At 45.6% G+C, this 16,270-nt stretch carries 14 protein-coding genes; 10 read left to right on the plus strand and 4 right to left on the minus strand.

Annotated features, from left to right (window positions below):
* Positions 1-102: 102 nt before the first annotated feature.
* The 8 genes from AC3D28_RS04020 to AC3D28_RS04055 all read left to right on the plus strand — a co-directional run bounded on the left by AC3D28_RS04020 (position 103) and on the right by AC3D28_RS04055 (position 11,181).
* Complete coding sequence (locus AC3D28_RS04020; protein WP_098415624.1) at positions 103-816, plus strand: GntR family transcriptional regulator; 714 nt, start codon at positions 103-105, stop codon at positions 814-816.
* A 12-nt stretch (positions 817-828) separates the two neighbouring features.
* On the plus strand, positions 829-1,725 hold the full coding sequence (gene prpB / locus AC3D28_RS04025) for a methylisocitrate lyase (RefSeq protein ID WP_488535621.1): 897 nt from the start codon (positions 829-831) through the stop codon (positions 1,723-1,725).
* A gap of 150 nt (positions 1,726-1,875) precedes the next feature.
* A complete protein-coding gene (prpC, locus tag AC3D28_RS04030) occupies positions 1,876-3,009 on the plus strand; it encodes a bifunctional 2-methylcitrate synthase/citrate synthase (protein ID WP_488536045.1) in 1,134 nt (377 codons plus the stop codon).
* 160 nt (positions 3,010-3,169) lie between these two features.
* The gene (acnD, locus tag AC3D28_RS04035; RefSeq protein ID WP_488535622.1) at positions 3,170-5,773 is read left to right on the plus strand and encodes a Fe/S-dependent 2-methylisocitrate dehydratase AcnD; all 2,604 of its coding nucleotides are present in this window, start codon (positions 3,170-3,172) and stop codon (positions 5,771-5,773) included.
* Between the two features lie 9 nt (positions 5,774-5,782).
* Entirely contained in the window at positions 5,783-6,970 is a 1,188-nt protein-coding gene (gene prpF / locus AC3D28_RS04040; RefSeq protein ID WP_488535623.1) for a 2-methylaconitate cis-trans isomerase PrpF, read from the plus strand.
* A gap of 37 nt (positions 6,971-7,007) precedes the next feature.
* On the plus strand, positions 7,008-8,885 hold the full coding sequence (locus AC3D28_RS04045) for a propionyl-CoA synthetase (RefSeq protein ID WP_179885654.1): 1,878 nt from the start codon (positions 7,008-7,010) through the stop codon (positions 8,883-8,885).
* Positions 8,886-9,095: 210 nt separating this feature from the next.
* A complete protein-coding gene (locus AC3D28_RS04050) occupies positions 9,096-9,605 on the plus strand; it encodes a GNAT family N-acetyltransferase (protein ID WP_488535624.1) in 510 nt (169 codons plus the stop codon).
* A gap of 139 nt (positions 9,606-9,744) precedes the next feature.
* Positions 9,745-11,181: a bifunctional NUDIX hydrolase/phosphatase PAP2 family protein gene (locus AC3D28_RS04055; protein ID WP_488535625.1), complete on the plus strand. Its 1,437-nt coding sequence runs from the start codon at positions 9,745-9,747 to the stop codon at positions 11,179-11,181.
* A gap of 109 nt (positions 11,182-11,290) precedes the next feature.
* On the opposite strand, the gene AC3D28_RS04060 is transcribed toward AC3D28_RS04055, so the two are convergent.
* On the minus strand, positions 11,291-12,100 hold the full coding sequence (locus AC3D28_RS04060; protein WP_488536046.1) for a Cof-type HAD-IIB family hydrolase: 810 nt from the start codon (positions 12,098-12,100) through the stop codon (positions 11,291-11,293).
* A gap of 216 nt (positions 12,101-12,316) precedes the next feature.
* Between AC3D28_RS04060 and queE the strand changes: the two genes are divergently transcribed.
* Positions 12,317-12,967 (plus strand): 7-carboxy-7-deazaguanine synthase QueE, encoded by a 651-nt coding sequence (gene queE, locus AC3D28_RS04065; protein WP_488535626.1) that lies wholly within the window; start codon positions 12,317-12,319, stop codon positions 12,965-12,967.
* 14 nt (positions 12,968-12,981) lie between these two features.
* Positions 12,982-13,680, plus strand: a complete 699-nt coding sequence (queC, locus tag AC3D28_RS04070; RefSeq protein ID WP_098415616.1) for a 7-cyano-7-deazaguanine synthase QueC — start codon at positions 12,982-12,984, stop codon at positions 13,678-13,680.
* Between the two features lie 46 nt (positions 13,681-13,726).
* On the opposite strand, the gene AC3D28_RS04075 is transcribed toward queC, so the two are convergent.
* From AC3D28_RS04075 to AC3D28_RS04085, 3 genes are all read right to left on the minus strand, one after another.
* Positions 13,727-14,080: a DUF2750 domain-containing protein gene (locus AC3D28_RS04075; RefSeq protein WP_098415615.1), complete on the minus strand. Its 354-nt coding sequence runs from the start codon at positions 14,078-14,080 to the stop codon at positions 13,727-13,729.
* 195 nt (positions 14,081-14,275) lie between these two features.
* On the minus strand, positions 14,276-14,893 hold the full coding sequence (locus AC3D28_RS04080; RefSeq protein ID WP_488536047.1) for an OmpA family protein: 618 nt from the start codon (positions 14,891-14,893) through the stop codon (positions 14,276-14,278).
* 2 nt (positions 14,894-14,895) lie between these two features.
* On the minus strand, positions 14,896-16,212 hold the full coding sequence (locus AC3D28_RS04085; protein ID WP_488535627.1) for a TolC family outer membrane protein: 1,317 nt from the start codon (positions 16,210-16,212) through the stop codon (positions 14,896-14,898).
* Between the last annotated feature and the right edge of the window lie 58 nt (positions 16,213-16,270).

The following is a 16,270-nucleotide window of genomic DNA, read 5'->3' on the forward strand; positions in this document are numbered from 1 at the left end:
ATTGTCGACAGTTGGCTTGATTATCGACACTTCGATCGACTACTTTAAATGCAGGTTAAGAAATTGTAGACATTTTGATGTCGATTAAGTGAGTGTCTGATTATGAACGCTGAGTTGAAAGCTCGTTATAAAGTATTGGGTTCTGAGAAAGAGCACACCAAGTCAGAAACGCTGACAGAAACACTGATTGAAGTGATTGTGAATGGCGATGTGAAGCCTGGTCATAAAATATCGGAACCCGAACTGGCGAAGAAATATCAAGTCAGCCGTGGCCCTTTGCGCGAAGCATTGATGCGTTTGGAAGGGTTAGGACTTATCGAGCGTATTCCTCATGTGGGCGCAAGAGTGACGACACTTTCCCCAGAAAAGTTGATAGAGCTTTACTCGGTTCGCGAAGCACTGGAAGGTATGGCTGCAAGACTCGCTGCTCGTCATATCACACAAGAAGAGTTGTTGAGTTTAGAGATGCTGTTGTCGACACATTCAGAGCACATTGACCAAGTGGAAGGGGCGTCTTACTTCCATCAGCATGGGGATTTTGACTTTCACTATCGCATCATTCAAGCGAGTAGAAACCGTAAGTTAATTTCCCTGTTGTGCGATGAACTTTACCACTTGCTACGCATGTACCGTTATCAGTCGCCACGTGCGCAATCTCGCCCGAATGAGGCACTCACCGAACACAAATTCATTCTGGAAGCCATCCGTAATCGCGATGAAGAGCTTGCAGAAATGCTGATGAGAAGACACATCTCAGGAAGTCGAAAGCTCATCCAATCACAAATTATACATACAGAAAGTTTAGACAAAGACTAGAAGGAATTCGTCATGAGCCTAACACCGGGCGCGAAGTTCAGACTCGCCATTGAACAAAACAATCCGCTGCAAATTGTCGGCACTATTAACCCGTACTGCGCCATGATGGCGAAGAACTTGGGGCATCAAGCGATTTACTTGTCTGGCGGCGGTATCGCAAACGCGTCATACGGATTGCCGGATCTCGGAATCACTACGCTAAATGATGTTCTGGTTGACGTTGACCGCATTACTAATGCGTGTGATTTACCACTTTTGGTCGATATTGATACGGGTTTTGGTGGTGCCTTTAATATTGCTCGTACGGTCAAAGCAATGGAAAAGGCGGGCGCGGCAGCGGTTCATATGGAAGACCAAGTCGCACAGAAACGTTGTGGTCATCGTCCTAACAAAGCGATTGTGAGCCAACAAGAGATGGTTGACCGTGTAAAAGCCGCGGTTGACGCACGCAATGATGCAAGTTTCGTGATTATGGCACGTACTGATGCGCTTGCGGTTGAAGGTATGGACAGTGCAATTGCACGTGCGATTGCGTGTGTTGAAGCGGGGGCGGACATGATCTTCCCTGAAGCGATGACCAAGCTGGACCAATATCTTGAGTTCTCTAACGCGCTTGAACAAGCAACTGGTAAGCATGTTCCTATTTTGGCGAACATTACGGAATTTGGCGCGACGCCATTATATGGTTGTGATGAGTTAGCGGAAGCAAAAGTGGACATGGTGCTTTACCCACTTAGTGCGTTTCGTGCTATGAACAGAGCCGCAGAAACGGTTTATAAACACCTTTTAGAAGTGGGTAATCAGGAAGCATTGGTTGACTCAATGCAAACACGTAAAGAGTTGTATCAACATCTTAACTACCATGACTACGAAGACAAACTTGACCAGTTATTCTCTGACGGGAAATAACGGCGAAGCAAAGAATAAACGGAAACCCAAGAAATTATTTGAAGAGATAATCGGAATATATCTAATCCAATAACGTGAAATTCGTCTGGCTAAAAAACGCTCCAAAGAGAGCAAAGACAGACAGAAAAGGAGTTCAAACAATGTCTCAAGCTGCAGAAAAAGAAAGCAGAATTAGGCGGCGCAGGCCTTCGTGGTCAAAGCGCGGGAAGCACCGCTTTATGTACTGTCGGTCAAACGGGAACTGGTCTTACTTATCGTGGTTACGATATTACAGATCTTGCAAACAACGCTCAATTTGAAGAAGTGGCGCACCTCCTGTTACGCGGTCACTTGCCGAGTCAGCAAGAACTCGATGCTTATAAGACATACCTGCTAAGTCTACGTGGCCTTCCAGCCGAGCTTAAACAAGCGTTAGAACTGATTCCTGCAACTGCTCATCCAATGGATGTGATGCGTACAGGGTGCTCTGTGTTAGGGAACCTAGAGCAGGAGATGAGCTTCGATGAGCAACTGCATTCGACGGAACGTATGCTGGCGCTTTTTCCTGCCATCATTTGTTACTGGTATCGCTTCAGTCATGACGGCGTACGTATCGACACAGAAGATCAGACCGAAAATAGCATCGGTGGTTATTTCCTTAAACTGCTAACCGATAAAGCACCAACCGAGTTGCACAAACAGGTGATGCACTGTTCATTGATCCTTTACGCAGAGCATGAGTTTAACGCGTCAACATTTTCAGCCCGCGTTTGTGCATCGACATTGTCAGATATCCACTCTTGTATTACCGCAGCGATAGGCACGCTCCGTGGTCCTTTGCATGGCGGCGCAAACGAAGCCGCGATGGAAATGATTGAAGATTGGCACACGCCAGACGAAGCAGAGGCCAACATCATGAAAATGCTCGCCAACAAAGACAAGATCATGGGCTTTGGTCACGCCATTTATCGCGAAAGCGACCCTCGCAATGCACTGATCAAACGTTGGTCAGAAGAGCTGTCGAAGCAAGTGGGTGACACGCACCTATACGCAGTGTCCGAGCGCGTGGAATCGGTCATGAAGCGTGAAAAAGGTTTGTTCTGTAATGCCGACTTCTTCCATGCATCGGCTTATCACTTTATGGACATTCCGACCAAACTATTCACGCCCATTTTCGTCATGAGCCGTTTAACTGGTTGGGCGGCGCACGTGTATGAACAACGTGCCAATAACCGCATTATTCGTCCAAGTGCGGATTACACGGGCCCAGACCATCAGGATTGGGTGCCTATCGAGAATCGCTAGCGCGAAGGTCAATCAGAGTATGTATTTGCTTTGATTGACCGCCATCTCCTTCCTCTGTATTTCTCTCTTTGCAGAGGAAGGAGATCCTCTCATCACGACGTTTCTGGAGCAATGGAAAGCGATGGTGAAGGAAGATATACAGACTGGATGGAAGCAAACTATGAACATCAATATCAATACCCAATATCGAAAGTCGCTTCCGGGAACTCAACTGGATTACTTTGATGCCCGCGAAGCCGTAAACAGTATAACTCCGGGAGCTTATGAAACGCTCCCTTACACCTCACGAGTGTTAGCAGAGCAACTGGTACGCCGCTGCGCGCCAAACCGATTAACAGACAGCCTTAAACAGCTCATTGAACGCAAACGCGATCTGGATTTTCCTTGGTATCCTGCACGTGTTGTTTGTCATGACATTCTTGGGCAAACAGCATTGGTTGATTTAGCCGGCCTGCGCGATGCAATTGCAGAGCAGGGCGGCGATCCTGCAAAAGTAAACCCCGTGGTCGAAACTCAGTTAATTGTCGACCACTCACTTGCGGTAGAACATGCGGGCTTTGAAGCTGACGCATTTGAGAAAAACCGTGCGATTGAAGATCGCAGAAATGAAGATCGCTTCCACTTTATCGAGTGGTGTAAAACAGCATTCGAAAACGTGAGCGTGATCCCTGCGGGTAACGGCATCATGCATCAAATCAACTTAGAAAAAATGTCGCCAGTGGTGCAAGCGAAGCAGGGCATTGCTTATCCAGATACCTGTGTTGGTACTGACAGTCACACCCCGCACGTCGATGCGCTGGGTGTTATCGCGGTTGGTGTCGGTGGGCTGGAAGCCGAAACTGTGATGCTAGGTCGTCCGTCGATGATGCGTCTGCCAGACATCGTGGGTGTAAAGCTGACCGGTAAACGCCAGCCAGGCATTACCGCAACAGATATTGTTCTCGCAATTACTGAGTTTTTACGTAACGAGCGGGTTGTCTCTGCTTACCTCGAATTCTTCGGTGAAGGGGCACGAGATCTGACTATCGGTGACCGTGCCACTATCTCGAACATGACACCAGAATACGGTGCGACAGCGGGTATGTTCTATATTGATGAGCAGACCATCAATTACCTCAAACTGACGGGTCGTGAGGACCAGCAAGTTGAATTGGTAGAGAAATACGCGAAACAGACCGGACTCTGGGCCGATGATCTTGATACTGCGGTTTACGAGCGCTTTCTTGAGTTCGATTTATCATCCGTCAGTCGTAATATGGCTGGCCCTTCAAACCCGCACCGCCGTTTGCCAACGTCAGAGCTGGCACTGCGTGGTATTTCTGGGTCATGGGAACAAAAAGAAGGTGAGTTGCCAGATGGCGCGGTTATCATCGCTGCGATCACCTCGTGTACCAACACCAGTAATCCAAGAAATGTGGTCGCAGCCGGACTTGTGGCGAAGAAAGCCAATGAGCTTGGCCTTGTGCGCAAGCCTTGGGTTAAGTCCTCTTTTGCGCCGGGCTCAAAGGTGGCACGTTTGTATCTTGAAGAAGCGGGCTTATTAGCAGAATTAGAAAAGCTCGGTTTTGGTATTGTTGGCTATGCATGCACAACGTGTAATGGCATGAGCGGCGCGCTGGATCCCAAAATCCAACAAGAGATTATTGACCGCGACTTGTACGCGACAGCGGTGCTTTCTGGTAACCGTAACTTTGATGGCCGAATTCACCCTTACGCGAAACAAGCTTTTTTAGCATCGCCACCGCTGGTCGTGGCGTATGCATTGGCAGGAACCATTCGTTTTGATATCGAGCAAGATTCACTGGGCACGGATAAACATGGTCAGCCTATTCACCTTAATGATTTGTGGCCAACTGACGAAGAAATCGATGCCGTTGTCGGTGAGCACGTTAAACCGGAACAGTTTAATCAGGTGTACATTCAGATGTTCAAACTGAATGATCAAGAGCAAAATCCCAACCCGCTTTACGATTGGCGTCCAATGAGTACCTATATTCGTCGTCCGCCCTATTGGCAAAAAGAGGGGGAAGGCGCGCTAGCGGGTGAACGATCTTTATCTGGTATGCGTCCTTTGGCGATTTTAGGCGACAACATAACGACTGACCACTTATCGCCATCAAACGCGATCATGGCGAGCAGTGCCGCAGGTGAATACCTAACCAAAATGGGCGTTCCGGAAGAAGACTTTAACTCTTATGCGACTCACCGAGGCGATCACTTAACCGCGCAACGTGCGACCTTTGCGAACCCGAAACTGTTTAACGAAATGGTGAAGGAGAACGGCGAAGTCGTGCAGGGCTCTCTAGCGAGAATTGAACCAGAAGGCAAAGTGGTTCGCATGTGGGAAGCGATAGAAACTTACATGAATCGCAAACAACCACTCATTGTTGTGGCTGGCGCGGATTACGGTCAAGGTTCATCCCGTGACTGGGCGGCAAAAGGAGTTCGATTAGCCGGCGTAGAGGCGATTGTAGCGGAAGGTTTTGAGCGTATTCACCGTACTAATTTGGTTGGTATGGGCGTATTGCCACTGCAGTTTAAGCCGGGTATCAATCGTAATACGTTAGAGCTGGATGGTACTGAACTTTACGACGTGATTGGTGAGATTAAACCCGGCGCCGATTTGGCTTTGGTCATCACACGCAGCAACGGAGAAAAAGTTGACGTTCCTGTCACATGTCGCTTAGATACGGGTGATGAACTGTATGTTTATAGTGCGGGTGGTGTATTACAGCGTTTTGCTCAAGACTTCTTAGCGCAATAGGAGCGGGAGATGAATAACGTAAGCCAAAGCCAAATCAAGGTATCCGCTACTTATATGCGTGGCGGTACGAGTAAAGGTGTTTTTTTTAGTCTTGAAGATTTACCACAACAAGCGCAAGTGGCTGGTGAAGCACGTGACAAATTATTATTACGTGTTATCGGCAGCCCAGATCCGTATGCAAAGCAAATCGATGGCATGGGCGGCGCAACTTCTAGCACGAGTAAAGCGGTGATTGTTTCGCGCAGCAACCGAGAAGAACATGATGTTGACTACTTATTTGGACAAGTTTCGATTGATAAGCCATTCGTTGACTGGAGTGGTAATTGCGGCAATTTGTCTGCGGCAGTGGGCCCTTTCGCCATTCATGCTGGTTTGATTCCACAAGATCGTATTCCTGAAAACGGAATGGTCACTGTGCGGGTTTGGCAGGTGAATATCAGCAAAACCATATTGATTCACGTGCCGATTGTGAATGGTTTTGTGCAAGAAACCGGAGAGTTTGAACTCGATGGTGTTACGTTTCCTGCGGCAGAGATCCAAGTGGATTTTGTCGATCCTTCTGATGGTGAAGGCAGCATGTTCCCAACCGGAAACTTGGTCGATGATTTGGTGGTGCCGGACGTAGGTACGTTTAACGCCACTTTTATAAATGCGGGCATTCCGACCATTTTTATTGACGCTGAGTCGATTGGTTATCAAGGCACTGAACTGCAAGATGACATCAATAATGATCAGGCTGCATTGACGATGTTTGAATCCATCCGTGCACATGGTGCGTTAAAAATGGGGCTAATCTCTGACCTGAAAGAAGCGCAAACCCGCCAGCACACACCTAAGATTGCTTTTGTATCAACGCCGAAAAACTACGTTGCTTCGAGCGGAAAAGCAGTCAATGAATCCGATGTTGATGTACTGGTTCGTGCGTTGTCGATGGGCAAACTTCATCATGCCATGATGGGAACAGCGGCGGTTGCGATCGCGTCAGCGGCTTGTGTTCCGGGAACGTTGGTGAACCTTGCCTCTGGTGGCGGTGAAAAAGAGTCGGTCACTTTCGGTCACCCGTCAGGAACGCTGAAAGTCGGTGCAAAAGCCAAGCAAACTGAGCAAGGTTGGGTGGTAAAGAAAGCCATTATGAGCCGAAGTGCGAGAATACTGATGGAGGGCTTTGTGCGTGTTCCCTCCAATGTCTTTGAATAGAAAGAGTGTGATGTCAGGACATTCTGGAGGAAGCAATATGTCTCTATACGAAAAAGAATATCTATGGGCGCAAAACGAACCGGAGAGTTTTTGGCGTGCTCAAGCGGAGAGCATTGACTGGTTTGAATCGCCTAAGACCATTTTGAAAGCCGATGACAATGGGATTGAACGTTGGTTTCCTGATGGTGTGATGAATACCTGCTGGTTAGCACTGGATTACCATTGCGAGCAAGGTCGAGGTGGTAATATAGCCCTTATTTATGATTCGCCAGTCACGGGCAGCAAAAAGGCTTACACCTACCGAGAATTACGTGATCAAGTCGCCAAAATCGCAGGTATGCTAGCCAATCAAGGCGTAGAAAAAGGCGACAGAGTGGTCATCTACATGCCGATGATCCCAGAAGCCGCGATGGCGATGCTCGCTTGCGCTCGGTTAGGGGCGATTCACTCGGTCGTATTTGGTGGTTTTGCGCCAAATGAACTGGCTGTGCGCATTGAAGATGCAGAACCAAAAGTCATCATGACCGCTTCTTGCGGGATTGAGATCAATAAGGTTATCCCATACAAGCCAATGGTGGATAAAGCCATTATGGACAGCCGCTGGAAGCCTGAAAAAGTTTTTGTCCTGCAACGTCCAGAATGCGAAGCTAATCTGAGTCAAGAAAGAGACTTAGACTGGCAGCAAGAATACGGTCAAGCCCTGCCACATGCATGCGTACCAGTGTTAGCAACAGATCCACTTTATATTCTCTATACTTCGGGCACCACAGGCAAGCCGAAAGGGGTAGTGCGTGATAATGGTGGCCATGCAGTAGCCATGAAGTATTCAATGAGTGTTATCTATAATATTGCACAAGACGGCGTATTTTGGGCGGCATCCGATGTCGGTTGGGTAGTCGGGCATTCTTATATTGTTTATGCCCCACTTATTCACGGTTGTACAACGATTTTGTTTGAAGGCAAGCCGGTCCGAACTCCCGATCCGGGCGCATTCTGGCGCGTATGTGATGAATACAAAGTAGATGTCTTGTTTTCCGCACCGACGGCGTTCCGCGCGATTAAAAAAGAAGACCCTGAAGGTGAGTGTTTAAAACAGTATGACTTGTCGCATTTAAAAACTATCTTTATGGCCGGTGAGCGGTTGGATCCTCCGACGCTCGAATGGGTACAAAGTAAAACCGGCAAGCCGGTTATTGACCACTGGTGGCAAACAGAAACAGGTTGGGCTATCTCCGGTAACCCAACGGGTATTGAAATGATGCCTGTTAAAGCGGGTTCTTCAACCAAACCGATTCCGGGTTATCAGGTAGAGATACTGAATGAACTTGGCGAGCCTGTCGGACCAAACCGACAAGGTTTTGTTGCGCTAAAACGTCCGTTGCCACCAAGTTGTCTGCCAACGGTGTGGCGTAACCATGACCGATTTGAGACAGGGTATCTCAGCCAATTCCCTGGTTACTATGTCTCAGGTGATGGTGGTTATCTCGATGAAGATGGCTACCTGTTTATTATGGGACGTATTGACGATGTGATTAATGTCGCGGGGCATCGTTTGTCGACAGGCGAAATGGAAGAAATTGTGGGAGGGCATCCGGCGATTGCAGAATGCGCTGTTGTTGGTATTCACGATGAACTTAAAGGACAGCTCCCACTTGGCTTTGTTGTGTTGAAAGATGGAGTCAAAGTCGATGAACTAGACCTAGAAGGTGAATTAGTCGGTAAAGTACGTAACGAAATTGGAGCGGTAGCTTGTTTCAAACATGCGTTAGTGGTCGATCGTTTACCGAAAACGCGCTCCGGTAAAATTTTGCGTAGAACGATTCGTCAAATCGCTGATGGTGAAAAATACACCGTGCCATCGACGATTGATGACCCAAGCAGTTTAAACGAGATAGAAAGAGTATTGCGACGTTAAGTATGGCTGGGTAACTCGCCCCAAACTTCTAGCCAAAACTCTTATCCTCTAACTCTGTGATTTGGTTCTGCCTCTGTAAGCTCATTAAGTGCAGAGGCTTTTTTGGTTTTAACAGAACAAATTTTTGTGAGCGTGGTTTTGCAGCTTGCCAACCCGAGGTTTTGCTCACACACTATTGTCATTCAATCATTGGTAAACCTAAACCTGAGTATGTCTGCGTTCGTAATTAAATCTGCGTGCTTTAACGACCTTGAACCCCTTAACGATCTTATGTTCGATTTACATGATGAGCATCATATGCAATCACCTGAGCTTTTCAAAACCGCTGAGGACATTGAACAAGAGAAAAGCATTGCTCGCTATCTCGATAATCCGGAGTGTCTGGTTTATGTGGCGAAATGGAAAGACGAGGTCATTGGTTTTATCTCAGGCCACTTTTGTGAGTTAAGATCTACAGTCAGTAAACCAGTCATGATGGGAAGTGTGGATGAGCTCTATGTATCACCAGAGTTTCGTAATCAAGGGGCCGCGCAAGCACTTATTGAAAAAATCGAGTCGACTTTTATCGATTACGGTGCGAAACAGATGTATGTAGAGGTGTGGCATTTTAATCAAGGGGCGTTATCGCTTTATGCAAAGCATGGGTTTGGGCATCACATTCATTGCCTAAGAAAGCCATTAGCGGCGAATGAAAATCGGCATACAGAATTGCCTTATTGACCTTTTCCAATGATTAATCAAATTAGAACTTTTAGGTCTATCTCTTTTGCATCACTCGTTACTTGATTTTTGTCGAAAAAGATTGGTTTAGCTGTCATTATTCATTGGTCATGATTCTCTTTATTTAAGGCCATACCCTGTGTTGAGACAGTTATTTTCCTTCGCCCTTTTCTGTATTCTGTTACCTGTATCTTCAATTGCGGCAACGCAGTCACCCGCTGAAGGTGTAAAAGGCGCGCTATGTGTGGTGCGAACTGTTGATAAGCTTGTGTTGGTCCATGAGGTATTGACCAATAAAATCTCTTTGCCTGGTGGGACGGTTCTCGAAGGAGAGTCCCCGAAAGTTGCTGTTCAACGAGAAACGTGGGAAGAAACCGGACTGGTGGTTACCGTTGGTAAAACGTTAGGTCAAACAGAGACGGCTATATATTACGATTGTGTCTCGGATTCAGAGATCATTGCATTTTCAATGAATAACTCCTTGGGAGGGAATGAATTACCTATTTGGTTTGCACCTCACTACGGCGTTGAGGTTGCGTCCGCCATGCTGCTTAACCCAGCAGAGCTTTCTGCATCGTTATATCGTTATCCTGCCCAATGGCCTAAAGCAATTCAATTTTTTGAGCAAGCCACAACGCAACCTGTTTCTTACGTGACTCAGTTGATTGAGTCCGCACCGTCATTCCGTCAAATAGAGTTGGTATGGCTAGTTGGGTTACAAAGTTGGGTCAGGGCTCTCTCAGAAGAGAGTTATGAGACAGCGAGTCAAGTTGCTAACTTCGTTGTGGCGCTGACAAAACCGGTCATATTACTGGTTTTGTTTCCTTTCATCATGATGCGCTTTGACAGTCGATTTGTATACCGACTCTTTTTCGCTATTAGCGCAACATCCCTTATGGTACTCGTCGCGCAACAGGGCTTTTCACTTCCTCGGCCACATGTGTATATGCCAATGGCGAAGCTTGCACATAGTTTTGGATTTAGTTTTCCAAGTTTACCTATTGCGGTGTGGTTTTGTGTTTTTACCTTTTTGCTCCAAAGGACTCATAAGCTTGGTTTTAACAGTACAGCGGCGGTTGTGTCAGTTGCCACTCTTACGGTTATCTTATGCAAGTTTTTCCTTGGTTCGGCGTTCATTTTAGATATGTTGTTTGGCGCGCTATTAGGAAGCCTAGTGGCTTGGCACGTTTTACGTTTGGAAACAAACCAAGAGGTGAATGTTGATCAACTGCTGAGTTCTAAAGGGGTATGGTTCACAATGACGGCGATGACTGCGGTCATTGCTTTTATCTGGCCATTGCCTGTATTTAGTAGTTGGCTCGCTATTTTGATCACAGCCTCTGTGCTGGTAATGACGTTTAAAGAATCAAAAGTACAGTTAGATTCTCGTCAGATGATCTTTATCACACTATTGTTACTTTTAGCTGAGCAACTGTATGTGTATTTCACTGCGGCAATATCATATAGCGGCTTATGGTCGTTGGTATTATCGACGTTCCATTATCCATTGCTGATGCTGTTGTTTGTTCTGTTGGCGAGAAAGCTCACACATGAGAAACAGCAATCTATGTATTAGGAACATGATGATTTTCGTGTACTTCAAATAAAGAAAGCCTTGCTTACTTGCAAGGCTTTGTATCAATCGTAACAAGATTGTGAGGAGCGATTTCTAGATACTGAGCAAATCATACATTTAGAATGAACTTTTCAATCGCTTTGGCCACACCGTGGTCATCATTACTTGCTGTAATGTAGTCAGCGATTTTCTTAGTCTCATCCATTGCGTTTTCCATCGCGATTCCTAATCCAGCAAATTGTAGCATGTGGTGGTCGTTTTCTGCATCACCCATACAAATAACTTCTTCAGCTTTAATGCCCAAATGCTCTGCAATTGCTGAGACACCAATGCCTTTGTTGCTGAGCGGATTGAGAAACTCTAAAAAGAAGGCTGCACTTTGCACTATGGTAAATTCTTCACGGAGCTCTTGTGGTAACGCGGCAATCACTTCTTTTAACTTACTTGGCTCTGCGACCATCATTGCTTTGATGATAGGGTGATCATCTTCGAGAAATTCGAAGTTCATTTCAGTCACAGTCAGGCCGTTGATCTTCGCCTCAATGTCGGTGTATGGGTTGCTTTCATTAGTGATTAGTCCATGAACTTGGCTAAATGCATGCACATATGCACCTAGTTCTTTGGCTTTTCGCGCAATCAATTTTGCTGCTTTACCATCAATAATTTGCTGGTGGATGATGGCATTCGTACCTACGTTTTTCACCATGGAGCCATTGTAGTAAAGAACAAAATCTTTATCGGAGCGAATATCCAATTCATCCAATTTATCTTGCATTCCTTCTAATGGACGGCCTGAAGCCAGCACAACAGTAACTCCAGCTTGGCGAGCCTTAGCGATCGCTTGTTTGTTTTCTTCAGAAATTGCTTTGTCACTATTTAAGAGAGTGCCATCCATATCTAATGCGATCAATTTGTACATCATTTCTTACCTTAAACCTTTGGGAACTTTAGCAGAACTTAGCGTGGCCGAAATATGACCAACAAACTTAAGTCGACGGTGACTATGAAACTACAAAATGACCTATTTTAACAATTAATTTTTTGGTTTAAATTGACCTAGACACGCCTCTACATTATGGTCTTCGCCTCGAAGTATGATGAGTTGAGTGAGTTCACGTTGTATAAGCTAAATGAGATGTTTGAGACCATCCAAGGGGAAGGGATTTTCACTGGAATACCTGCCGTTTTTATTCGCCTTCAAGCGTGCCCGGTAGGTTGCTCATGGTGCGATACCAAACAGACTTGGTATGCTGATGAGAGTGACCGACGTCAGATTGGCGATATTTTGGTGAAGAAGGAAGACTCCCCAACTTGGTGTGTTGCATCTGCTCAGAGCATCGTAGAGCAATATAAAAAACAGGATTTTAACGCCAAGCACATAGTCATTACTGGTGGAGAACCTTGCCTTTACGATCTACGGCCTTTAACCAATGCGTTTGAAGATATGGGGTGCCAATGCCAAATCGAAACGAGTGGAACGTCAGAGGTGGTCACTTCAAAAAACACTTGGGTGACAGTGTCACCGAAAGTGGCCATGAAAGCTAAACTGCCTGTACTTAACAGTGCGTTGGAACGTGCTAATGAGATCAAACATCCCGTCGGGACTCATAAAGACATCGACCATCTGGATGCATTGTTAGCAGACGCGAATGTTGCCACGAATACGGTGATTGCATTACAGCCTATAAGTCAGAAGCCTCGCGCAACCCAATTGTGTATTGAGACATGTATTGCTCGTAATTGGCGCTTGTCTGTTCAAACTCATAAATACCTAAATATTGCTTAAGCCCGGAGAGAGAAATGAAAAAAGCCGTCGTTGTTTTCAGTGGTGGGCAGGATTCGACAACATGTCTGGTTCAAGCTCTTAAAGAATTTGATGAAGTTCATGCAGTCACCTTTGACTACGGCCAGCGCCACAAACTGGAAATTGAGGTCGCTCAACAAGTGGTGGAAGATCTGGGAGTGGTGGCACACAAAGTTATGGATGTCGGTTTGCTCAATGAACTTGCGATCAGCTCTTTGACGCGTGATGACATTCCTGTATCACATGAATTGCAAGAGAATGGTTTGCCAAACTCTTTTGTTCCTGGGCGTAATATCCTATTTCTTACCCTTGCGGGGATTTATGCTTACCAAATCGGTGCTGAGGCGGTGATAACGGGTGTATGCGAAACGGATTTTAGTGGCTACCCTGATTGTCGTGATGACTTCGTTAAAGCGATGAACGCGGCGCTAGTGAAAGGTATGGATCGTAACTTGATTATCAAAACGCCATTAATGTGGTTGAACAAAGCTGAAACTTGGGCATTGGCCGACCAATACGATGCATTGCAACTGATTCGTGAAACCACGTTAACTTGTTACAACGGTATTATCGGCGATGGTTGTGGGGATTGCCCAGCCTGCGACCTACGCAAAACAGGCCTCGATGATTATTTAAGTAACAAAGAAGCCGTGATGCAGTCGTTGGTTCAAAAGCAGGAAGTCGAAGGTCTGTAAAATTCAGACTAAAAACGAATGCCGCTACTTTCAAAGTTAGAACAAACTAGCTTACGTATAGCTTAGCGAGGTCTTGGGGTTCAATCTCTTTACCCTCTAGCTGTGCATTCCAATTTGTGCCAACAAGAACGCCATCTTCTGCAAGAGTTAGAAGCCAATCTTCAACAAAGATATCTAGCGGAATTTCTAGTACTGTAAAATCAGCCCATTCTTCAACATTATGTGTTTCTGCATCTTCTTTAGAAGACCAGAAAGGCATGACTTCACTGTTTTCGAATTCAGTTGAATCGCAAGATAGCCAACCTTCTTCATTACGTAGCCCCCAAACTAAGTGGCTTTCTTTCGTTTCTGCAACGAAAAGGTCAAGGTTTGCTTGGATATCTGATGTAAGTTTGCTCATTTCAAAACTCTCATTGTTATTACGCGGTTAGACTAACACTAAAGCGCCGATTCCTAAAGCATAATACGGTTAACAGAACCTAAAAAGAAAGGCCCAGTTGCTATGCAACGAGACCTTATAAAAAGGGAGAATTAACCTAAATTACATGCATTACGTTATGTGCTGACCTTTCTTTTTCACGGTATGATTCAATGTTTAGCTCTTAGGAAGAGTCGTAAAAACAGTCCACTCTTTTTTCACTTCCCCTTTATAGCCTATAACGGTTGCTGTTACTCGACGGTTTAATGCATGGCTAATTTCATCTGTGCCTTGTGTTGCTAGTACCGTATCTCCATAACCCACGATAGTCACTCTACTGCCACTGATGCCATTGCTCAACAGTTCTTTTCGCACATTCTCTGCGCGACGCTTGGACAAATCGAGGTTGTGTTCTGCACTACCTGTTTTGCTGGCATACCCTTGGATCTCAATTGAAGTATCTGGGTACTCTTTCAAGAAATTCGACAGTTCAAGAATTTGTTTTGAGAAAATAGGATTAATTTTGTCAGAATCGTTAGCAAACAAAACACGGATTTGCATCTCTTGTGATGAATCCACATAGGAACCACAGCCATCATTGTCAATCTCTGCTCCGAGCGGTGTGCCTGGGCATAAATCCCTTTCGTTGATCACGCCGTCACCGTCATCGTCTAAATGGTCAGCCCATTGTTCGGCGAGCGGAGTGGCCATGTACTCATATTCGTCCCCATTATTATTGGATGAACTACAAGCTGAAAGTACCAATGATAGTGCAATAATAGTTATATATTTCATCATTAATACTCCACTTCTTGTAGCCATTCTTTAGGCATTTCGACTCTCAAAGCGCTCAATAGCTGACCTGTTGCATTCATCACTCGATATTTTGCATACTGCTCAGCGTACTTTGAATCGACGTAACCCTTACGTGCTTCAAATAACTCATTTTCTGTATTCAACAAATCGAGTAATGTTCGTTTACCAATACGGTATTGCTTCTCGTAAGCAATGACCGTTTCTGATGCAGAATCAACATGATCGGATAAAAACTCTTTTTGTTGGAGCGTTAAATCCAGTGCACTCCAAGACAGCCTCAATCCTTCCTCAACATTTCGATATGCGCCTTCACGCAAGTCTTTTGCTTTGTTCAATTGGTATGCGAAGTTTTCAGAATTCGCCGCATCACTACCGCCGTTAAATAAGTTGTAACGCAAGCGTAGCATCGCAAGCGTTTCATCACTTCGGCCTTTGAGGCCATCAGCGTCGTCGCGCCATGTCTGAGACGCTTCAATCGAGATAGTTGGGTAGTTAACCCCTTTAGATTGTTTGTACTGAAATTTTGCGGAGTCTACATCAGCGAGCGAGACTTGAACGACAGGGTGCAGTTCAAAGGCTAGACTTACCGCTTCATCAACAGTGTATGGAATAAAGTTTTGATCGGCTCTAGGAAAGATCAGCCCTTGCGGAGTTTGACCCACCAAGCGAGTGAACATTGTATGTGAATCGTATAAATTATTTTGCGCTGCGGCTAAGTTACCATGCGCCTTGGCTAAACGTGCTTCAACCTGAGTTAAATCCGCTGTTGAACCAATACCTGAATTTACGCGTTTTTTAATGTCGTCATAAATATCTTTATGGACCGCAAGATTGTTTTCAGAAAGTTTCAAAATTTCATAGGCTTTGACCGCATCTAAGTACACTTGAGTAACTTCCAGTGCTTTGTCTGATGCGTCAGCCAATAGTTGGAACCTAACCGATTCTGCATCAGCTGCGGTTCGGTCAATATCATTTAAGGTTGCGCTGCCATCCCAAATGAGCTGGGTTAATGTCACAGAAGCTTCCTTCCGAGTGTAGTCGGTGTCCCCACGACCGACCTCATCGGATGGATCAAGTCCTTCATAGCCAATCCCTGCATCTAAATCGATGGAAGGCAAGTAAGCGCCAGAAGAAGCTTCATTAACATAGCGTCTACTAGTGAATTCGTTAAATGCGCTTTTAATATCTGGGTTATTTTTTAACGTCAATGCCACAGCTTGCTCTAAAGTTTGACCGAAAACGGGTAAAGACACTATTAAGCTACAGCAGCAAGCAATATTTAGTCGGTTCCATTTCACGGTAATTCTCCTAAAAATTTGTTTTGCTTTTGCCATTTCACCTCAGTTTTATCTCAAA

This window comes from Vibrio sp. TAP-3B (assembly GCF_057784735.1).